This window comes from Nocardioides luteus, from assembly GCF_000960475.2.
GTDB lineage: Bacteria > Actinomycetota > Actinomycetes > Propionibacteriales > Nocardioidaceae > Nocardioides > Nocardioides luteus_A.
This window is the reverse complement of sequence record NZ_JZDQ02000019.1, coordinates 62,260-80,361: the sequence shown is the minus strand read 5'-3', so window position 1 is coordinate 80,361 and position 18,102 is coordinate 62,260. Positions and strand designations below refer to the sequence as shown.

Annotated in this window: 25 protein-coding genes and 1 other RNA gene; 12 read left to right on the top strand and 14 right to left on the bottom strand. The window is 70.0% G+C overall.

Annotation, left to right across the window (positions count from 1 at the left end; genetic code table 11):
• Window positions 1–4: 4 nt before the first annotated feature.
• Together UG56_RS14745 and UG56_RS14740 are read right to left on the bottom strand one after the other, a co-directional pair.
• Window positions 5–316, bottom strand: a complete 312-nt coding sequence (locus tag UG56_RS14745; RefSeq protein ID WP_045551182.1) for a 4a-hydroxytetrahydrobiopterin dehydratase — start codon at window positions 314–316, stop codon at window positions 5–7.
• Between the two features lie 23 nt (window positions 317–339).
• The gene (locus UG56_RS14740) at window positions 340–765 is read right to left on the bottom strand and encodes a tetratricopeptide repeat protein (protein ID WP_052694084.1); all 426 of its coding nucleotides are present in this window, start codon (window positions 763–765) and stop codon (window positions 340–342) included.
• Between the two features lie 88 nt (window positions 766–853).
• Here UG56_RS14740 and UG56_RS14735 point away from each other — a divergent pair, with 88 nt between their 5' ends.
• From UG56_RS14735 to UG56_RS14715, 5 genes are all read left to right on the top strand, one after another.
• Window positions 854–1,045: a DUF1918 domain-containing protein gene (locus tag UG56_RS14735; RefSeq protein WP_045551181.1), complete on the top strand. Its 192-nt coding sequence runs from the start codon at window positions 854–856 to the stop codon at window positions 1,043–1,045.
• 14 nt (window positions 1,046–1,059) lie between these two features.
• Window positions 1,060–1,413, top strand: an RNA gene (gene rnpB / locus UG56_RS14730) — RNase P RNA component class A.
• Window positions 1,414–1,451: 38 nt separating this feature from the next.
• Window positions 1,452–1,883, top strand: coding sequence for a DUF6153 family protein (locus UG56_RS14725; protein ID WP_084101076.1), 432 nt, complete (start codon window positions 1,452–1,454; stop codon window positions 1,881–1,883).
• A gap of 83 nt (window positions 1,884–1,966) precedes the next feature.
• Window positions 1,967–2,533 (top strand): DUF305 domain-containing protein, encoded by a 567-nt coding sequence (locus tag UG56_RS14720; RefSeq protein ID WP_045551179.1) that lies wholly within the window; start codon window positions 1,967–1,969, stop codon window positions 2,531–2,533.
• Window positions 2,534–2,599: 66 nt separating this feature from the next.
• Entirely contained in the window at window positions 2,600–3,451 is an 852-nt protein-coding gene (locus tag UG56_RS14715) for a F510_1955 family glycosylhydrolase (protein ID WP_052694081.1), read from the top strand.
• Here UG56_RS14715 and UG56_RS14710 read toward each other — a convergent pair.
• Window positions 3,366–4,958, bottom strand: coding sequence for an ABC transporter permease (locus UG56_RS14710; RefSeq protein ID WP_084101075.1), 1,593 nt, complete (start codon window positions 4,956–4,958; stop codon window positions 3,366–3,368). The two genes, UG56_RS14715 and UG56_RS14710, sit on opposite strands and share 86 nt — an antisense overlap.
• Window positions 4,955–5,608, bottom strand: a complete 654-nt coding sequence (locus tag UG56_RS14705) for an ATP-binding cassette domain-containing protein (protein WP_045551177.1) — start codon at window positions 5,606–5,608, stop codon at window positions 4,955–4,957. Before UG56_RS14705 ends, UG56_RS14710 begins: the two co-directional genes overlap by 4 nt.
• Window positions 5,609–5,860: 252 nt before the next feature.
• Here UG56_RS14705 and egtB point away from each other — a divergent pair, with 252 nt between their 5' ends.
• The 3 genes from egtB to egtD are packed head-to-tail and all read left to right on the top strand — an operon-like array spanning window position 5,861 to window position 8,582.
• Window positions 5,861–7,117, top strand: coding sequence for an ergothioneine biosynthesis protein EgtB (gene egtB / locus UG56_RS14700; protein ID WP_045551176.1), 1,257 nt, complete (start codon window positions 5,861–5,863; stop codon window positions 7,115–7,117).
• On the top strand, window positions 7,114–7,584 hold the full coding sequence (locus tag UG56_RS14695; protein ID WP_045551175.1) for a hypothetical protein: 471 nt from the start codon (window positions 7,114–7,116) through the stop codon (window positions 7,582–7,584). The genes egtB and UG56_RS14695 overlap by 4 nt, the downstream gene beginning before the upstream one ends.
• Window positions 7,581–8,582: an L-histidine N(alpha)-methyltransferase gene (gene egtD / locus UG56_RS14690; protein ID WP_218145222.1), complete on the top strand. Its 1,002-nt coding sequence runs from the start codon at window positions 7,581–7,583 to the stop codon at window positions 8,580–8,582. The genes UG56_RS14695 and egtD overlap by 4 nt, the downstream gene beginning before the upstream one ends.
• 96 nt (window positions 8,583–8,678) lie before the next feature.
• On the opposite strand, the gene UG56_RS14685 is transcribed toward egtD, so the two are convergent.
• From UG56_RS14685 to UG56_RS14660, 6 genes are read right to left on the bottom strand one after another with little or no spacing between them, the layout of a single operon-like run.
• Window positions 8,679–9,263: a hypothetical protein gene (locus UG56_RS14685; RefSeq protein WP_143055045.1), complete on the bottom strand. Its 585-nt coding sequence runs from the start codon at window positions 9,261–9,263 to the stop codon at window positions 8,679–8,681.
• On the bottom strand, window positions 9,260–9,859 hold the full coding sequence (locus UG56_RS14680) for a DUF6286 domain-containing protein (protein ID WP_143055044.1): 600 nt from the start codon (window positions 9,857–9,859) through the stop codon (window positions 9,260–9,262). The genes UG56_RS14685 and UG56_RS14680 overlap by 4 nt, the downstream gene beginning before the upstream one ends.
• Window positions 9,856–10,236: an Asp23/Gls24 family envelope stress response protein gene (locus tag UG56_RS14675; protein ID WP_052693598.1), complete on the bottom strand. Its 381-nt coding sequence runs from the start codon at window positions 10,234–10,236 to the stop codon at window positions 9,856–9,858. The genes UG56_RS14680 and UG56_RS14675 overlap by 4 nt, the downstream gene beginning before the upstream one ends.
• Window positions 10,237–10,252: 16 nt before the next feature.
• On the bottom strand, window positions 10,253–10,429 hold the full coding sequence (locus tag UG56_RS14670; protein WP_071327093.1) for a DUF2273 domain-containing protein: 177 nt from the start codon (window positions 10,427–10,429) through the stop codon (window positions 10,253–10,255).
• A gap of 24 nt (window positions 10,430–10,453) precedes the next feature.
• Window positions 10,454–10,792: a hypothetical protein gene (locus UG56_RS14665; RefSeq protein WP_045549127.1), complete on the bottom strand. Its 339-nt coding sequence runs from the start codon at window positions 10,790–10,792 to the stop codon at window positions 10,454–10,456.
• 2 nt (window positions 10,793–10,794) lie between these two features.
• Window positions 10,795–11,268, bottom strand: a complete 474-nt coding sequence (locus UG56_RS14660; protein WP_045549126.1) for an Asp23/Gls24 family envelope stress response protein — start codon at window positions 11,266–11,268, stop codon at window positions 10,795–10,797.
• Window positions 11,269–11,446: 178 nt separating this feature from the next.
• Here UG56_RS14660 and UG56_RS14655 point away from each other — a divergent pair, with 178 nt between their 5' ends.
• From UG56_RS14655 to UG56_RS14645, 3 genes are all read left to right on the top strand, one after another.
• Complete coding sequence (locus UG56_RS14655; protein WP_045549125.1) at window positions 11,447–12,016, top strand: RNA polymerase sigma factor; 570 nt, start codon at window positions 11,447–11,449, stop codon at window positions 12,014–12,016.
• A complete protein-coding gene (locus UG56_RS14650) occupies window positions 12,007–12,480 on the top strand; it encodes a hypothetical protein (RefSeq protein WP_045549124.1) in 474 nt (157 codons plus the stop codon). The genes UG56_RS14655 and UG56_RS14650 overlap by 10 nt, the downstream gene beginning before the upstream one ends.
• 118 nt (window positions 12,481–12,598) lie before the next feature.
• The gene (locus UG56_RS14645) at window positions 12,599–13,576 is read left to right on the top strand and encodes a hypothetical protein (protein ID WP_045549135.1); all 978 of its coding nucleotides are present in this window, start codon (window positions 12,599–12,601) and stop codon (window positions 13,574–13,576) included.
• 25 nt (window positions 13,577–13,601) lie between these two features.
• Here UG56_RS14645 and UG56_RS14640 read toward each other — a convergent pair whose 3' ends face one another.
• The 3 genes from UG56_RS14640 to UG56_RS14630 are packed head-to-tail and all read right to left on the bottom strand — an operon-like array spanning window position 13,602 to window position 14,892.
• Window positions 13,602–13,853, bottom strand: coding sequence for a hypothetical protein (locus tag UG56_RS14640; protein WP_045549123.1), 252 nt, complete (start codon window positions 13,851–13,853; stop codon window positions 13,602–13,604).
• Between the two features lie 19 nt (window positions 13,854–13,872).
• Window positions 13,873–14,382, bottom strand: coding sequence for a lecithin retinol acyltransferase family protein (locus UG56_RS14635; RefSeq protein WP_052693595.1), 510 nt, complete (start codon window positions 14,380–14,382; stop codon window positions 13,873–13,875).
• Between the two features lie 24 nt (window positions 14,383–14,406).
• On the bottom strand, window positions 14,407–14,892 hold the full coding sequence (locus UG56_RS14630) for a GtrA family protein (RefSeq protein WP_045549122.1): 486 nt from the start codon (window positions 14,890–14,892) through the stop codon (window positions 14,407–14,409).
• Between the two features lie 370 nt (window positions 14,893–15,262).
• Between UG56_RS14630 and UG56_RS14625 the strand changes: the two genes are divergently transcribed.
• Complete coding sequence (locus UG56_RS14625) at window positions 15,263–16,543, top strand: LPXTG cell wall anchor domain-containing protein (protein WP_045549121.1); 1,281 nt, start codon at window positions 15,263–15,265, stop codon at window positions 16,541–16,543.
• 82 nt (window positions 16,544–16,625) lie between these two features.
• On the opposite strand, the gene UG56_RS14620 is transcribed toward UG56_RS14625, so the two are convergent.
• Window positions 16,626–18,095 carry a peptide MFS transporter gene (locus UG56_RS14620; protein ID WP_045549120.1) on the bottom strand — a complete coding sequence of 490 codons (1,470 nt, stop codon included), beginning with the start codon at window positions 18,093–18,095 and terminating at the stop codon, window positions 16,626–16,628.
• Window positions 18,096–18,102 lie beyond the last annotated feature (7 nt).

Genomic DNA, 18,102 nt, shown 5'->3' with positions numbered 1-18,102 from the left:
CGGGTCAGAGCGAGGACTCGGCCGAGAGCGCGTTGATCACCTTCGCCAGCGCGATGTCACGGCTGGTGACGCCTCCGGCGTCGTGGCTGGAGAGCCGGATCTCGACGTACGGATAGCGCAGGTCGATGTCGGGGTGGTGGTTGGCCTCCTCGGCCTTCGCCCCGATCGCGTTGACCAGCGCGAGACCGGTGATGAAGTCACCGGTCTCCACGCGGGCCACGATGCTGTCGGCCTCGCCGGAGGAGTCGAACGTCCAGCCCTCGAGCTGCTCCTGGGCGACCTGCTCGGCGGTGAGAGTCGTGGTGTCAGGTTCCATGCCACCACCCTCTCACCCCACGCTCACTCCTCGCGCTGGGCCAGCCGGTTGCGTACGCGGTAGACGGCTGCGTGATGGTCGTAGTCGTCGCTCATCACGGCCGCCAGGCGCAGCGGGCCGAGCGCGTCCTCGAGACGGTCCTGGCGCTCCAGGACACGACCGAGGGAGTGCTGGCTCCAGGCGTCGCTCGGGTCGCGCTCGACGAGCCAGCGGAGCTCGGCCTCGGCCTTGGCGAGCTGGGCACGCAGCATGTAGGCCCACGCGCGCATGCTGCGCAGCCCGAAGTTGTCGGGGTCGTCGGCGAGCGCCGGCTCCAGGATCTCCAGCGCCTCCACCGGGAACCGCCGCGAGAGCAGGTCGTGGGCCGTCCGGAAGGCCACCTCGTGCGAGGTCTGGCCCGGAAAGACGACAGCCGGGGCTACGTACTCGAACTCTTCGTTCTCTGTCATCACACCCTCCGAACGTGATACCCCACCACGGTATTCCATCCATGCCCGCGGTGGGAGCACCATGGTGACGGTTAGGAGGTGAACGCGCATGCACGCATCAGTAGGTGACCACCTCGTCGTCATGGGCCAGCACGTCGGCGACCACATGCGAGAGGCCGAGATCATCGAGGTCAGCCACCCCGACGGCAGCCCGCCCTACCTCGTACGCTGGAGCGACAGCGACCACGAGTCGCTGGTCTTCCCCGGTCCGGATGCCCACATCGAGCCCGCCTCACACTAGACTTTTCCTGCGGACGGGCTGGCCGGGCGATCGCGTCGTTCCTTCGGGGACGTCGAGGAAAGTCCGGGCTCCACAGGACAGGGTGGTGGCTAACGGCCACCCGGGGTGACCCGCGGGACAGTGCCACAGAGAACAGACCGCCGCTGCCTCCCAGGTAGCGGTAAGGGTGAAACGGTGGGGTAAGAGCCCACCAGTCCTCGTGGTGACACGAGGAGCTAGGTAAACCCCACCCGGAGCAAGACCAGACAGCATGCGCTCGAGGGCTGTCCGCCCGAGCATGCGGGTAGGTCGCTGGAGGCCATCGGCAACGATGGTCCGAGATGGATGGTCGCCGATCACAGAACCCGGCTTACAGGCCAGCCCGTCCGCTCTCACCTGGGTTTCGGCGTCGCCTAGGATCAAGACCATGCAGGACCTCCGAACAGCGAAGCAACGACGCGGTACGCGTCTTGTGCTCGCCGCGGTCGCGGTGGCGCTGTTCGGGCTCCTGTCGATGCACGGCTGGGGCACCCACGCCGGCGGAGCAGGCGCTCACGACATGAGCGTGATGACTGCCGGAGGCCACGAGGCTGCACAGGTCCTCCCGGCCGGTCATGGAGAAGCCGACAGCCCGGGAGCACACATCTCGTCCGGGGTCCCGGTGGACGGCGAGGGCGGAGGTCTTCTCGGCCTCTGCCTCGCGATCCTCGGCGGGCTGATGCTGGCCGTCGCCCTGTTCCTGGCGCGACGTGGCATCCGGCTCCTCCGGAGCCTGCTCCCGGCCTGGCCGGGCCCGGTCTTCTACGGGCGGGACCGCGACCCGCCCGATCTGCTTCAACTCTGCGTGATCCGCTGCTGACAGGCCGTCGCCACGAGGCACCCACCCGGGTGGCTCGGGCTTTCGCCTGCCCAGAACCAGATCACACAGATGGAGCACTTCTCATGCGCAAGACCCTGACGGCCGCGATCCTCGCGACCGCGCTGATCACGCTCGCCGCCTGCGGCGGCGGGGACGACGGCGACACCACCGCTGGACACAACGACGCCGACGTCACCTTCGCCCAGCAGATGATCCCGCACCACCAGCAGGCCATCGAGATGGCCAAGGCCGCCGAGACGCATGCCGAGAGCCAGGAGGTCAAGGACCTGGCCGCCGACATCGAGGCGGCGCAGGGGCCGGAGATCAAGACCATGACCGGATGGCTCGAGGACTGGGGCGAGGACGTCCCCGACGAGGGCATGCCCGGCATGGATCACGGGGACATGCCGTCGGACGGCATGACCGGGATGATGTCGCAGGACGACATGAACGAGCTCGGGAACGCCACCGGCGCCGCGTTCGATCGGATGTTCCTCACGATGATGATCGAGCACCACGAGGGCGCGATCGAGATGGCCAAGACCGAGCAGGCCGACGGTGAGTCCGCCGACGCCAAGGCTCTGGCCGAGGACATCGAGACCGCGCAGACCGAGGAGATCCAGACGATGCAGGACCTGCTGAAGTCCTGACCGTCCCTCACGTGCCGGGCAGGCCCCGGGCCTGCCCGGCACCATCCCCGAAACCGGAGCATCCTCGTGAATCGCACCTCCCCCGCCGCCCTGTCGATCGCCGCGGCGGCCGCCCTCCTCGCAACCGCATGCGCGGCGGACCGGCAGCCGGGCGAGCCGGCAGCCGACGACCACGCCGGCGACCAGCACGCAGTGGGCCACATCCACGGCCTCGGCGTCGACCCCGCCGACGACAGCCTCTACGTCGCGACCCACCTCGGCCTCTTCCACGTCGACGGCACCAGCAAGCCGGCCCGGGTGGCCGACCGGTGGCAGGGCACCATGGCCTTCACCGTCGTCGGGCCGGGTCACTTCCTCGGCAGCGGGCACCCGGACCTGGCCGAAGACCTTCCGCCGCACCTGGGCCTGATCGAGTCCACCGACGCCGGTGAGACCTGGACCCCGCTCGCCCTGCAGGGCGAGGCCGACTTCCACATCCTCGAGCCGGCCGGTGACGTCCTCTACGCCTACGAGGCCACGACCGGGCGTCTGCTGCGTACGGCGGACCGGAAGCAGTTCGAGGAGGTGCTCGCCGGCGACCTCATCAGCGTCGCCGCCACCACAGCGCCCGAGCAGCTGTTCGCGACCACCGGCGAGGGACACCTCATCGCCGTCGACACCTCCACCGGGCAGACCCGCGAGCTCGGCGGACCGGTCACCGCCTACCTCGACACCACAGCGGACGGCACGCTGGCCGGCATCGGTCCGAACGGCGTGATCCGGGTCAGTGACGACGCGGGCAGGACCTGGCGGGAGACCGGCTCCCTCGGCGGCGCCCCGGCTGCCTTCACGATCACCGCGCAGGGCTGGTACGCCGCCACCACCGACCAGGCGTTCCGGTCGGACGACCATGGCGCCACCTGGAAGCGTGTCCTGTAGAGCGACGTGACGACGAACCCGGCCGTGCGTTCGTACGCCACCACAGCAGGCTGGTGAGCACGGCGAGCACGAGCAGCCACACGCCGGCGTACAGCAGCGGCAGGGTCTCGTCGAACGAGGCGGTGAGTGCGCCGTCGAGGACCAACCGCGTCCCTCCGTACGCCGGGAGCCATCGCGCCCACGCATCCGGCTGGGCGCTCAGCATCGGGCTCTGCGAGATACCGACGTCGAGGAACGGCACGAGGAAGGCGAGGAACACACCGCTGACCCGCCCGAAGAGCGGCCCGACGAGCACGCCGACGAGGGCGTAGGTGCCGGCGACCAGCACGTTCCCCAGGGCGTAGACCGGCCAGCCGTCCGGGGTGAAGACCGCGGCCGTGACGGCCAGGGACACCACTGCCGCGACCAGCACGGCCGCACCGGTCGTGGTCAGCCGGACCGCGAGGAGGACGCCCGGACGCAGACCCGCGAGGCACAGTCGCCGGTCGGTCTCACCCGTGGCGAGGATGGTGAACAGGCCGACGAGCATGGCCAACGAGGCCACCGCGATGGGAGCCATCGTGCCCGCATGGATCTCGGCCGGGTCGAACATCCTCACCGCCAGCCTCCCGTTCTCGCGCACCGCGATGCCGGTGTGACCGTGCGGCGTGATGACGTCGGAGAGCACGATGAAGACTCCGGGCACGACCGCCAGCAGCGCCCACATGGCCGGGTTGCGACCCAGGGCCCGCATGCCCATGCCGAGGCTCCGTCGGTACTGGTCACGGCGGGATCCGGCCGCGCGCCGGCTGCGGCGGTTGCCGCGACCGACGGCCGAGGTGCGTGCGATGAGCACCGCCGAGACGCCCAGCGAGAGGGCCACCCAGGCCGCGCTGACACCGAGATCGCCCAGCCAGCCCGCGTGCCCCGACGGGGTGTCGGCGAGCCACAGGGAGACGAAGTGCGTGGGCAGCAGACGGGTGAGCGGACTCTCGCTCGAGGACAGGGTCGGCCCGAAGAACACGTCGAGGATCCACACGAAGAGCACCACCACCGAGCCGTTCACCGGGTCGCGCGCCACGCTGCCCACGGCAGCGCCGATGCCGAGGTAGACCAGCGCGAACATGGTGGTGCCGACGACCAGCCGGCCAGGGTGGTCCACGGGCTCGCGCAACGCCAGCACGGCCAGCGACACGCCGGCGGCGACCACGGCCAGGCACGTCCCGGTGAGGAGCCGGGCCGCGACGAGCGTTAGCGGCCGAGCCCCGCACAGCAGCAGGCGACGGTCGGCGTCGCGGGCCGCCGAGACCTGGAAGTACATCGCCACCGCGGCGAGGAACCCCGCCGCCCATCCCGCGGTGGCCTGCTCCAACGCGGTGCCGTCACCGCCGAGGAGCCGTGCCGCGTCCGCGAGCGAGTCCGCGGCGACGAGGACGAAGGCGACCGGGACCAGCACCAGGACGACCAGGTTGGTGGAGTTCCTCGCGTAGTCACGCAGGAAGCCGCGGGTGAGGACCCACCAGGTCACCGCGGGGCCGCCTTCCCGTCGCGGATCTCCACGATCCGGTCGAAGCGGTCCTCGTCGACGACGAAGTGGCTCACGATCAGGGCACTGCGTCCGGCGGCCCGCCTGTCGGCGACCAGGTCCCAGAACCTCAGGTAGGTGTCGAAGTCGAACCCCGCGTAGGGCTCGTCAAGCAACAGCACCTCGGGGTCGGCCAGAAGAGCGAGGGAGAGATTGAGCTTGGCCAGCGTGCCGCCGGAGAGCTCCTCGGCGCGTACGTCGGCGTAGCGGGCGAAGCCCAAGGTCTCGTACAGCTCCTCGGCCGAGGCGTGAGCCTGCGCCGAGGTGAGCCCGTAGGCGGCCCCGAAGAGCTCGACGTGATCGTCGCAGGTCAGCCGTGCGTACACCTGGGGCACCTGGGGGCAGTATCCGATGCGCCCCTGGTGGGTCACCGTGCCCTCGTCCTGGGCCAGGGCGCCGACGAGGATCTTCATCGCGGTGGACTTGCCCGACCCGTTCTCGCCGACGAGGCCCACCACCTCCCCTGCCCCGAGCTGCAGATCGAGCCCGCGCAGCACCGGGAGCCGGCGCCGTCGGGGCCACCAGCCTCGGCGGAACGACTTCACGATCCGCTCGGCGCGGAGGACTTCTCCGACCGCGACCTGTTCACGCATCGCTCTCCTCCTCGACCTCAGGCGGCGGAGTCCGCTTGCCCTCAGCCTGGATCCTCACGCCGTCCGCGGCGAGGGTAGTTGGGTCAGATCCGGAGGCCGTTGGTCCCGAAGCCGCACGACACCAGGGGTGGTATCGGCCCGGTCGGACAGCAGCAGAAAAGGGCGTGGCGAAGGTTGGGCGACCAGGCAGAGTGGTGGGTAGCACTCGGCGCGCTCGCCGTGTGCTGCCCTCGCCCCGACAGGAGACGTGAGATGGACACGACCACCGCGATCGCCCGCTTCGACGAAGTCCGGGCCGACACCGAACGCCTCGCCGCACCACTCTCGCCCGAGGACCAGACGGTCCAGTCGATGCCGGATGTCTCCCCCACCAAGTGGCATCGCGCGCACGTGACCTGGTTCTTCGAGACCTTCGTGCTGGCCGAGAACGAGGCCGGCTTCACCCCGTTCCAGGACCAGTACTGGTTCCTCTTCAACAGCTACTACGAGCAGGTCGGGCCGCGCTACGCACGGCCTATGCGTGGCGTGATCAGCCGCCCCGGCGCGTACGAGGTCGGCGACTACCGGCGCAACGTCGACGACCGGATCCGGGACCTCCTCGACCGCGTGGACGAGGGCACCTTCGCCAAGCTCGCCCCGACCATCGAGCTCGGCTTCCACCACGAGCAGCAGCACCAGGAGCTGCTGCTGATGGACATCAAGCACGTGCTGTCGCTCAACCCGCTGCAGCCGACGTACGCCGGGCGCCCGGTCGCGGGCGACGGGACCGACCGGCTGGGATGGGTCGACATCGACGGCGGCCTGGTCGAGATCGGTTCCGAGGGCGGTGGCTTCTGCTTCGACAACGAGCTTCCGCGGCACCAGCAGTGGCTGGAGCCGTACCGGCTGGCCGACCGGTTGATCACCAACGGCGAGTGGCTGGAGTTCATGGCCGACGGCGGCTACCGGCGTCCCGAGCTGTGGCTCTCGGACGGGTGGGCGCGGGTCAACGCCGAGGGCTGGGAGGCACCGTTCTACTGGCGCCAAACGGACGGGGTCTGGTTCGAGCACACCCTGCACGGCACCACACCGCTCGACCCGGGACTGCCGGTCTGCCACCTGAGCCATTACGAGGCCGACGCGTACGCCACCTGGGCCGGCAAGCGCCTCCCGACCGAGGCCGAGTGGGAGCACGCCGCCTGGACCTACGAGGTGACCGGCAACCTCGCCGACCGGGACAGCTTCCACCCACGCGCGGCCGGCCCGGCGACCGGCGGCCTGCGCCAGCTCTTCGGGGACTGCTGGGAGTGGACCTCCTCGGCCTACCTGCCCTACCCCGGCTTCCACCCCGCCGCCGGCGCGATCGGTGAGTACAACGGGAAGTTCATGTCGAACCAGATGGTGCTCCGCGGCGGGTGCGCGCTCACCCCGCCGGGACACACCCGGGCCTCCTACCGCAACTTCTTCCCGCCGGGCGCCCGCTGGCCCGTTACCGGGCTCCGGCTCGCCGACGACGGGCGCCGTGCGTGACCTGGTCGGCAGCGATCACGTGTGCCCATCGCGGCATCCTCGGACCACCCCGGATGCACGCCGACTGGGCCTGTCCTGACGACGACTGCCCGGATCCCCTGCGACTCGGCGCATGGACGGTCGCGGTCAACGGCACCATCGATGCCTCGTGGACGCCCATCCTCGAGAAGGCACAGCAGGAGCGCCTGCCGGTCGGCTCCGCCGTGGTCCAGCTCGCCAACGAGCTGGAGGTCGGTGGCTTCTCCGTCCTCCTCACCGACGGGGAGGACCTCGCCCTGCTGACCGGCGACGAGGGCAGCCACCTCGCCCAGCCCGCCGCCTGGGAGTACGTCGTCAGCAACCGCCCGCTCCCCGGCGCTCCGTCCACCACGATCCCGCCGCGCACCATCGGCGTCCTCAGCCCGTGCGGGCCCACCTGGTGGCGGCTCGACACACCTCGTCACAACCCGAAGGAGAACCTCGCGTGACCCTCGACATCGACGGCCGGACGAACACACCAGCCCGGGGCAGGATCACCACCCTGCTGACCGCCGACGACCTGCGGCAGAGCCTGGCGGAGGATGCACGCACCGGCTTGAGTGCGTCACCGAAGTGGCTGCCACCGAAGTACTTCTACGACGAGCGTGGTTCGGAGCTGTTCGAGGAGATCACCCGGCTGCCCGAGTACTACCCGACACGCACCGAACGGGCGCTGCTCACCGAGCGCGCGCAGGAGATCGCCGACGCCTCCGACGCCGAGGTGCTCCTCGAACTCGGATCGGGTTCCTCGGAGAAGACCCGGCTCCTGCTCGATGCCCTGGATCGGACCGGCCGGCTGACGACGTACGTCCCGGTCGATGTCAGCGCCAGCGCGCTCACCCAGGCGATGGACGCGCTCGCCGAGGAGAGGCCGGGGCTCGTCCTGGAGGGGGTCGTCGCCGACTTCGACCGGCATCTCGGGCAGCTGCCGACCCCGGGACGCCGGATGATCGCACTGCTCGGCAGCACGCTGGGCAACTACGACCGCCCCGGACGCGCGCGGTTCCTGGGATCGGTGGCCGCCGCGATGCGGCCCGGGGAAGGCCTGCTGCTCGGGCTCGACCTGGTCAAGGACCCCGGGCAGCTCGTCGCCGCCTACGACGACGCCGCCGGCGTGACCGCCGAGTTCAACCTCAACGCGCTGCGCGTGCTCAACCGGAGCCTGGGCGCCGACTTCGACCCCGACGGGTTCCGGCACCTGGCGCGCTGGAACGCCGAGGAGGAACGGATCGAGATGCGACTCGTCGCCCAGGACCCGGCCCGCGTGGAGCTGAGCGAGCTCGACCTCGTCATCGAGTTCGACAAGGGCGAGGAGCTCCTCACCGAGCTGTCCTGCAAGTTCCGTCGAGACAGCGTCGCCGGCGAGCTCGAGGCGGCGGGCTTCCGCGACCTCCGCTGGTGGACCGATCCGGACGAGGCGTACGCGCTCGTGCTGGCCAAGCGCTGAGCGCTGCTCGTCACAGATCCGCTCGATGCTCCTGACGACGGCGCGACTTCGCCCCCGCGCGAGGTCGCGCCGCCTTCAGGAGCATCGAGCGGGCGGTCACTGCACGCGCATGTGGGACTGCTGTCGTCCCCTGCCCCGGCGCGGCGGGTCGATGAGGACCCGACAGGTGATCGAGTCGTCGGGGAAGGCAGCGGCGACGTCCCGCGCGCAGACCTCCGCGGCGTCCGCGACCGGCGCGACCGCGGCGGCGGGGTCGATGTGGCCCCGGAGCAGGATCACCGGCTGTGACCGGATGGTGAGCACGGTTCCGGTGACCGCGGTCAGCGGGGCCAGGTTCTCGAGCCGGGTGGCGGCCGCGTCCGCGATCGAGCGGAGGTCGGCCTGGACACGCCCGGTCTGGTCGCTGGCGTCGAGACGCAGGGTCGAGGGGCCGCGGCGGCCCAGGTGCGAGAGCAGCCACGCCAGGCCGAGAAGGCCGAGCAGGACGCCGGCGGCGGCGAACGCCCACGGGAACCAGTCGGAGGTGACGATGTCACGCGCCGGGCCGGTGGACAGCTCGGCCGGGTAGGTCCGCAGGACCCACTGGTAGTGCCAGTCGACGATCAGCAGACCCAGGGCGATCACGAGCACCGCCACGAGCAGGGTCATCACCCGGTCGAACCTGATCACACGGGGAGTCATCGGGGCACCTCCGTAGCGCGCACCTTGATGCTGGTTCCGGTCGGACGGCCGACCTCGTCGTCGAGGACGGCTCTCACGTGCTCGGTCACGGCGGCAGCCTCCTGGGGACCGTCGGGGGTGTTGCGCGCGGCGACGACGACGTCGACGACCACGCGACGGCGGGTGCTGCGCGAGGAGTCGGCCGACATCACCCCGGGCAGCCGGTCGGCGGTCTCCTGGGCAACGGCCGCAACGGCGCCGGGCGCGAGCCAGAGGTCGGCGTCGCCCGCGACCCGCAGGTGCGTACGCCGGCCGGGCCGGATCGCGAGCCAGAGCACCACCAGCCCGATGAGGGCGATCCCTCCGCCGGCGGCGGCCAGCCCGGCCGAGGGGCCGAGCCCGTCGAGGCCGGCGACCAGGTCGGGGACGACCGGAGAGCCGGTTGCCCATCCCTGGCTCACCAGGAGCTCGCGGACGGCGACCACGGCGACCCCGATCAGCACCAGGGCGAGCACGATCGCCGCCGGGACCACCACGGGCGCTCGGCGCGGCTGGGCGCGGGGCGGCGCAGGGAGACTGACGGGTTCGGCTGATGGTTCGACGGTGTGCGTGCTCATTCCACCCTCCTACCGGTGTCCTCGGCGGCCGACGGGTCGACCGCGTGCACGGTGACGTCCACGCTCCGGATCTCGATGCCCGAGAGGCGGAACGCCTCCTGACGTACGGCGTCCCGAGCCGAGGTGGCGACGCGGGAGACGTTCCCGGGCCAGGCCATGGCGACGTCGAGCTTCACCCGGACGGCACGCCCCTCGGCCGTGATGTCGGCCTTCGGCAGCGCCGACCCGATGACCCGGCCGAGGCCGCTGCGATGGACCACCGTGCCCGGGACGCTCAGGGCGACGCGCTCGATGATCCGCTGGAGCGCCTTGTTCCGGACGTCCAGGGTGCCGCGGTCCTCCGCCGGGTCAGAGGCGTCGGCGTCGATGAGATGCATCGGACGCGTGGGAGCCTCAACCACGGCGTCCTCGCAGCACGCTGCGGAGGTCGAGCTCGCCGTCGACATGTCCTCCGATGAGGTAGCCGGCCCCGCCCAGCACGATGGCCAGGAGCAGGCCGACCAGTCCCCCGGTGACGATGGCGATCGTGAGCAACAGTCCGGCGACCAGGCCGAGTGTCGAGTTGGTCATGACGTGTTCTCTCCTTGTGAAGGGTCAGAGCGCGGCCGGAGCCGAGCCGGTGCTGCCGGGCGGGAGGATGTCTTCGACGGTGACGTCGATGGGGCCCGACACGTACGGGCGGACCGCCGCGCGCACGGCGTCGGTGGTGTCGAGGACCGGAGTCCCCCAGTCGAGCACCACATGGATCGAGCAACCGGGCTCGCGCATCCTGATCCCGTTGACCCGGCGCCCGGGGAGGTAGGTGGCCACCTCCCCGGCGACTCCGGCGTGCAGGTCGTGGACGCCGGGTACGGCGAGCACGGCGGCCGCGACCACATCGGCGACCTCCGGCTCGGCGCCGACGTCGTCCTCCGGATCGGGGCCGGCTGGCACGGTCACTCCACCCGCCGGGCGTCCGCGTCCGAGTCGCCGGCCTCGTCCTCGAGGAAGACGTCGTGGACGGTGATGTTGACCTCGGTGACCTCGAGGCCGGTCATCCGCTCGACGGAGGCCTTCACGTTGCGACGGATCGCCGAGGCGAGGTCAGGGATCGAGGTGCCGTACTCGGCGACGATGTCGAGGTCGGCGGCTGCCTGCCGCTCCCCCACCTCCACCGCGACACCCTGGCCCAGGTTCGTACGCGAGCCCGGGATCCGCTCACGGATCGCACCCGCCGCACGCGCCGCGCCACCACCGAGGTCGTGCACGCCGCTGATCTCCCGCGCCGCGATGCCCGCGATCTTCGAGACCACGGTGTCGGCGATCGAGGTACGGCCGTACTCGGAGGCCAGAGCGCTCGAGTCGGTGCGGTCCACCTGACCGTCGGAGTCGTTGGTCGAGCTCGTGCCTGCGGACTTCGTCTGCGTCATGAGAAGAACCTTCCTGATTCGTGTTCGGTCGTACTGATGCTGGTTAGTCGCGGCGTCGGACCGATATGTCACAAGAATCTGGGTGTGTCCTGGATCACATCTCTTTGCTTGGGGATGGTAGAACTCTCCTATCCGGACACTGCCCCTCGCGTGGCAGCAGACGAGGAACTCGGGGGCAATGTCGACATCGCAGGCGTCATCTGAGCCATGGGCGACGGATGAGGCGCTGGTGCGCGCGGCCCGCCTGGGCGACCAGGAGGCCTTCCGCGAGATCGTGGATCGCCACGGCCCCGCCATGTACCGGTACGCCCTCCACATGGTCGGCGACGCGAGCGACGCCTCCGAGGTGACCCAGGAGGCGTTCGTCTCCGCGTGGCGGAGCCTGTCCGGCTTCGCGGGGCGCTCCTCCCTGCGTACCTGGTTGATCCGTCTCGTGCACCGGCGCGCGGCCGATCTCCAGCGCAACCGGCGGGCGACGCCCATCGACGACGGGCTGATGTCGCGGCTGACGCCGGCCGCGCCGGACAACCCGCTGCAGTCTGTTCTGGACGCCGAGCTTCTGGAAGCGTTGCAGCTAGCATTGAACGAACTGCCGTGGCATCAAAGGGCGACCTGGCTGTTGCGGGAGGTCGAAGAGATGAGTTACGAGGAGATCTCCATCGCCCTGGCCATGCCGATCGGAGCCGTCCGCGGTCACCTCTACCGCGGACGACGCACACTCGCGGAGAGGATGGCCCGATGGCGGTAGATCCCAGTCCGCTCGGGCGCGCCATCCGCGCCGCCCGTGCCGAGCAGCCCCCCGGTTGGGTCGACCTGGCCGAGTCGATCATGGCGCGCGTGCGCCGCGTCGTCGTCCCCTCCGAGCCGATCCTGACCTTCACCGAGCAGGGCACGTCGGCGCGCGATGAGGAAGGCTCCGAGACCTACGTCTCCGCGCGCGTCGTCAGTGCGGCGCTGCGCCGGCTCCTCCAGCAGCACCCGACCCACGCGCCCGACAACATCGAGCTGCACGTCGACGAGGGCCGGCTGACCGGCATCGACATCCGCCTCGTCGCCAGGTACGGCGTCGAGCTCCACCCCCTCGCCGACACCCTGCGCCCGCAGATCCTCGACATCGTCCGGGACCTCCTCGGGCCGGCCCCCGGCCTCGACCTCTCCGCGATCGAGATCGAGTACGTCGACGTCAGCCGAGGCGACCCGAACCGGACCTGACCGGCGTATCAGCGCCCTGGCGGTCGCACTCCTCCAAGTGAGGCTCCAGCCGTCGTTCTGGATGGCCCGGAACCTGGAGCCGACAGGGGGAACGAACATGGACAACGAAGATCTGTTCATGGCGCAGTCGGAAACCGTGCCCGAGGAGCTCTCTGCCGTCGCCGAGTCGAAGGCGTCGGTCGAGGAGGAGCTGCTCGGCATGGAGAACGTGGTCGGTGTCGGGGTCGGCCTCAAGATCACCAACGGCGAGCAGACCGAGACGCCGAGCGTCATGGTCCTGGTCAGCCAGAAGATGCCGACCGACCTGGTCAGCGAGGCGGACACCGTCCCGGACACGGTGGACGGCAAGCCGACCGATGTCCTCGAGGTGGGACACCTGTTCGCGGGCGGCAGCCAGCAGCTGATGGAGACCCAGGAGGTCGACGCCCAGACCCTGGCGCTCCGGATCCGTCCGGCCCGACCGGGTTTCAGCGTCGGGCACTACCGGATCACCGCCGGCACGATCGCAGCGGGAGCGTACGACCTGAACCCCGTGCCCGGGATTCCGCCGCGCTACTACATCCTCAGCAACAACCACGTGCTCGCCAACTCCAACAACGCCAGCATCGGCGACCCGATCCTGCAGCCCGGTCCGTTCGACGGTGGCACGGCGCCGTCCGACGTGATCGGCCGACTGGCCCGGTTCGTACCGATCAGGTTCGACGGGTCCTGCAACTACGTCGACGCCGCGGTCGCGGAGGTCCCGTTCCACATGATCGACCGTGACATCTACTGGAACGGCTACCCGGCCACCGCCGCCAAGGCCGCCACCGTCGGCATGCTCCTCAAGAAGACCGGCCGCACCACGAACTTCACCACCGGCCGGGTCACCGCCGTCGCGGCGACCGTGAACGTCAACTACGGCGCGGGCAAGGTCGCGAAGTTCTGCAACCAGATCATCACGAGCAACATGTCAGCCGGCGGCGACTCCGGCTCGCTGGTGCTCGACCTTCAGAACAACCCGGTCGGGCTGCTCTTCGCGGGATCGAGCGTGGCGACCATCCTGAACCCGATCGCGCTGGTCCAGCTCTCCCTCCAGGTACGTGTCTGGCCGTGATCGACCCAAGGGCCCGGAGATGCCGTCAGTCCTCGGTCCTGAAGGCGTCTCCGGTCTCCACCCGCACCGGCAGGCCCTCGCACTCGTCGGGCAGGGACCGTACGTCCGCCGAGGCCGGGTCGAGGGCGTAGACCACCACCGCAGGCTCCCCGTCCTCGGTGGCACCGATCGCGACCCCCGCGATGCCCTCGCCGATCCACTTCTCGGCGACCGTCAGCGCGCGCCGGGATCGCTCATCGATCGATGGGATCTCGCCGTACAGGTCGTCCTCGCTCATGTCTCCAGGCTACGCCTGGTCAGGCGGCGCAGTCCCGGTCGATGTCGATCGGCCGCAGCACCGTCCGGGAGCCGCTGCGCCGGTGCCACAGGCCTCGCAGGGCGTAGGCGCACATGCTGACGGTCCCCAGGACGATCACATGGATCCCGGTGGCCTGGGCCATGGCGAGGGAGGCGACTGCGCCGGGCGCCGCCACCGCCCAGCTGCGTACCTGGCGGCTCGCGGCCGAGCCGGTCGAGGCCCAGGTCGCGAAGTGCTCGCAGTTGTTCCTCACCAGGTGATAGCCCGTCATGCCGAGGCGAGACTCTGCTCGGCTGACGATCTCCTCGGCCGGCAGTCGGCTGCGGTAGGACCGGAGGTATATCTCCCCGCCATCGGCGAAGGATTCGAGCGAAGACCTCTCCACCCGCCGGCCCGTGGCCGCCGTGCCCGTGTAGTGGATGACGGTGCCGTCGCCGGCGTCGATCGCGTGGTGGGTGTAGTAGCGGCCCCTCCCCCGGCGGACGTAGATGTGGTCACCACGTGCCACTGGAGCACCTGCCTTCTCCGGTCGTCACGCCACGGGCCCCCACGGCTCGCGAGCCACCGGCTGGTCGAACACGAATCGCCGGAACACCCAGAACCGCGTCACGGTGCTGATCCCCAGCCCGATCACGTTGGCCGACAGGTTGTCCGCGACCGGGTTGGACAACCCGAGGACGTAGCGGCTGATCCACAGGCACACGACAGGGATGGCCATCGTGAGCGCACCGAGCACGAAGAACCTGACCACACCGGTCGTCTGGTCGCTCGCCTCACGCTCCCGGAAGGCCCACAGCCGCATCCCGACGTACGCCACGATCCCCGCGACGACGTTGGCCAGGACGTACGCGGCGATCGGATAGCTCCGCAGCGGGGCCGCGCCGAAGAGCAGGCCATGGGCCAGTGCGTTGAACCCCACGAACGACACCGCGGTCGCCAGACCGCCCACCGCCATGAACCGGACCACCTCGCCGAGCAACCGAAACGCCTGGCGTCTCCAACTCGATCCGGCGGTCACCTTTACGATGCTACCGACTCAACAGGCCCGACTGCCTGCACATTTAACGAACGGGCGTGCATGTCCGGGTCAGGCGCAGTGGGGTCGAACGTCCCATAAACGCTCATGTCGTAAGTCCCACCCACCCAATATTGGGTAGGCAGATAGAACTCCCGCAGCCCGCTGAGACAGCGCCGGGAGACCCTCCTCTCACAGGCCTCGCCGAGGCGGCCCACGCGCCGCACCTGCTCCTCGGTCTCAAGAGGTCCTCGCGATTCCACCCGAGATCGGCGCAGGCCGACCCCGGCGGGCATCCCTGGCCGCCCGACGGTCTCGGGTCGCTCAGCCCTGCCTGCTCACCACGGGCACGAACCCATGAAGGAACCAACCCATGAACATGCACAGCTCCACCAAGATCGGCCTCGCGGCGGTAGCCGTTGCCGGAGTAGCCACGGTCGTGGCAGCCCCTGGCGCTCAGGCCGCGCAGGACTGCAAGACGACCACCGTGACCTCTCAGGTCAAGGTCGCCGACGAGAAGAAGACCACCACGGTCACGCCTGCGGTCACGCACGTGGAGCACACCGACGCGGTGTCCCACGAGGAGTCCCGCTTCTCGAGGGTGGTCGAGGGTGAGAGCCACGAGGCTGTCACCGAGGACCAGTTCCGCAACTCGGTCTACACCCGGACCTACACGCCCGGCACCGACGCGGTGACCGACACCATCGAGCACCCGGCCGAGACCCACACGGTCGAGCACCCGGCCGAGACGCACGTCGTCCACCATGAGGCGGTCACCCATGAGGAGACTCGCGTCACGGAACGTGGTTACGCCTACAGGCAGAAGGAGACCGGCAAGGTCCGCTACCTGAACACGCCGGACTGGAACGGCGAGGACGAGCACGGCGACAAGGGCTGGGTCCGCTTCGCCGAGGGCGACCTGACCGAGACCGTCACCGTCGTGGACCAGGAGGCGTGGGACGAGACGGTCGTGGACAAGGCGGCCTGGACGGAGACCGTGGTGGACAAGGAGGCCTGGACCGAGACCGTCGTGATCGAAGAGGCCACTCCTGCCGTCTTCGGTCCGTGGCAGTGGGACCACTTCACCGCCTGGACCACCACGTCGGGCACCCCGGCCGACGAGGACGGTCAGGACGGCGAGGACAACCCGCTGAACCTGTCCCAGATCGGCGAGCAGTACGAGCAGACCGTGATCACGAAGGAGGCGTACACCGCCCCCGACGTCACGCTCTACTTCGTCGAGGACGGTGAGCCGACCACGAACCTGGCCGACGCGTCCTGGACCGCCGAGGTGCCTGAGGGTTGGGATCTGGTCGACACCCGTACGGTGGAGGACAGCCCGGCCTCGGACGTCACCGTGGTGGACTCGCCCGCCTCTTCGGTCACGGTCGTCATCCCGGCTGTCTACGAGACCAAGACCGACACGTCGGAGAAGTGCGCGGCGGTCGTCAAGGACGCCAGCACCAAGGTCGCCAGCACCGACGTCGCCAGCACCAAGGCCGAGTCCGAGGTCCCGACGCGGATCGATGCCGGTCTGGCCGGGAACCTGCCGAACACGGGCGGTCCGAACGGAGCGCTTCTCGCCGTCGGCGGGCTGCTCGCCGGCATCGGGGGCATCGGGACCTTCCTCACCCGGCGCCGGAAGAACGCCTGACCCACACCCGGCCGTCGACGGGCCCGGGCGAACGAGGTCTCGTTCGCCCGGGTCATCCTTTCGGACGCGTACGCCGCAGCGATCAGTGCACGCCGGCCATCAGCTTCCGGATGGGCCGGTTGCCGACGAGCAGCAGGACACCGACGACGACCGAGGCGAGGCCGACCCACCAGAAGAAGCCGCTGTCGTTCGAGACGTCGTAGAACTCGGCGAGGCGGCCGGACATCGCGGTGCCGAGGGCGATGGAGAGGAAGAAGAGCGCCATCATCTGGGTCTGGAACCGAGCCGGGGCGAGCTTGGTGGCCAGGGAGAGGCCGACCGGCGAGAGCAGCAGCTCGGCTAGGGTGAAGAGCAGCAGGATGAACGCGAGGCCGATCAGCGGCACCGAGTGAGCACCGTTCGGCATCAGCAGGAACGCCCAGAACGCCAGCCCCATCAAGATGGTGCCGAGTCCGAACTTCACCGGCGTCGACGGCTGACGGGAGCCGAGCTTGGTCCACAGGGCGGCGAAGACGCCGGCGAGCAGGATGATGAAGACCGGGTTGATCGAGTTGACCCAGGAGACCGGCATCTCCCAGCCGAAGATGTCGCGGTCCAGGCGCTGGTCGGAGTAGACCACCATCACGGTGAACTGCTGCTGGTAGAGCGACCAGAAGACCGCGCTGGCCACGAACAGGGGCACCATCGCCCACACTCGGCTCCGCTCGACCGAGGAGATCAGGCGGCTGGAGAGGATGACGGCGAAGAGCGCGACCGCGGCGACGATGCTGATGCCGATCACGATGTTGGCCAGGCGCGGTGCGGTGATGACGCCGGTCAGGCTGAGCACCACGATGAGCGCCACCGCGGCGACGGCGATGCCGATCCAGCGGCCACGCTCGGCGGCGGGAAGCGGGTTGGGTACGACGCGGCTCGCGGCGGGCAGCGCGCCGCGGCCCAGGGTGTACTGCACCAGGCCGAGGATCATCCCGATCGCGGCCAGGCCGAAGCCGAAGTGGAAGCCCCACTGCTTCTGCAGCAGCCCGGTCAGCAGCGGGCCGACCAGGGCGCCCAGGTTGATGCCCAGGTAGAAGAGAGAGAAGCCGGCGTCGCGGCGCTCGTCATCGGCGGCGTACAGGGTGCCGACGAGGGAGGACGCGTTCGCCTTCACGCCGCCCGAGCCGAGCGCGATCAGGACGAGACCGACGCCGACCCCGGCGATCCCGGGGATCAGCGCGAGGCCGAGGTGGCCGAGGACGACGAGGCAGGCAGAAGCGAAGAGCGTACGTTCCGCGCCGAGCAGGCGGTCGGCGATCCAGGCCGCGATGATGGTGGAGAGGTAGACCGCGCCGCCGTACGCACCGACGATGCCGAGCGCGACCGTCTCGCTGATCCCGAGGCCGCCCTGGGCCGCGGAGTAGTAGAGGTAGATCGCCAGGATGCCCTGCATGCCGTAGAAGCTGAACCGCTCCCACAGCTCGACGCCGAACAGGTTGGCGAGGACGCGTGGCTGGCCCAGGAAAGACCGCGCGCCGGGATCGCCGGCGATGGTCTCACTTTTCAGTTCGCTCATTACTTCA

Coding starts and splice junctions, on each gene's coding strand:
- UG56_RS14735 (WP_045551181.1), top strand. CDS start 854: ATGCACGCATCAGTAGGTGACCACCTCGTCGTCATGGGCCAGCACGTC.
- UG56_RS14745 (WP_045551182.1), bottom strand. CDS start 316: ATGGAACCTGACACCACGACTCTCACCGCCGAGCAGGTCGCCCAGGAG.
- UG56_RS14675 (WP_052693598.1), bottom strand. CDS start 10,236: ATGCATCTCATCGACGCCGACGCCTCTGACCCGGCGGAGGACCGCGGC.
- UG56_RS14670 (WP_071327093.1), bottom strand. CDS start 10,429: ATGACCAACTCGACACTCGGCCTGGTCGCCGGACTGTTGCTCACGATC.
- egtB (WP_045551176.1), top strand. CDS start 5,861: ATGGACACGACCACCGCGATCGCCCGCTTCGACGAAGTCCGGGCCGAC.
- UG56_RS14685 (WP_143055045.1), bottom strand. CDS start 9,263: ATGACTCCCCGTGTGATCAGGTTCGACCGGGTGATGACCCTGCTCGTG.
- UG56_RS14705 (WP_045551177.1), bottom strand. CDS start 5,608: ATGCGTGAACAGGTCGCGGTCGGAGAAGTCCTCCGCGCCGAGCGGATC.
- UG56_RS14620 (WP_045549120.1), bottom strand. CDS start 18,095: ATGAGCGAACTGAAAAGTGAGACCATCGCCGGCGATCCCGGCGCGCGG.
- UG56_RS14680 (WP_143055044.1), bottom strand. CDS start 9,859: ATGAGCACGCACACCGTCGAACCATCAGCCGAACCCGTCAGTCTCCCT.
- UG56_RS14660 (WP_045549126.1), bottom strand. CDS start 11,268: ATGACGCAGACGAAGTCCGCAGGCACGAGCTCGACCAACGACTCCGAC.
- UG56_RS14655 (WP_045549125.1), top strand. CDS start 11,447: ATGTCGACATCGCAGGCGTCATCTGAGCCATGGGCGACGGATGAGGCG.
- UG56_RS14625 (WP_045549121.1), top strand. CDS start 15,263: ATGAACATGCACAGCTCCACCAAGATCGGCCTCGCGGCGGTAGCCGTT.
- UG56_RS14645 (WP_045549135.1), top strand. CDS start 12,599: ATGGCGCAGTCGGAAACCGTGCCCGAGGAGCTCTCTGCCGTCGCCGAG.
- UG56_RS14725 (WP_084101076.1), top strand. CDS start 1,452: ATGCAGGACCTCCGAACAGCGAAGCAACGACGCGGTACGCGTCTTGTG.
- UG56_RS14640 (WP_045549123.1), bottom strand. CDS start 13,853: ATGAGCGAGGACGACCTGTACGGCGAGATCCCATCGATCGATGAGCGA.
- UG56_RS14720 (WP_045551179.1), top strand. CDS start 1,967: ATGCGCAAGACCCTGACGGCCGCGATCCTCGCGACCGCGCTGATCACG.
- UG56_RS14650 (WP_045549124.1), top strand. CDS start 12,007: ATGGCGGTAGATCCCAGTCCGCTCGGGCGCGCCATCCGCGCCGCCCGT.
- UG56_RS14740 (WP_052694084.1), bottom strand. CDS start 765: ATGACAGAGAACGAAGAGTTCGAGTACGTAGCCCCGGCTGTCGTCTTT.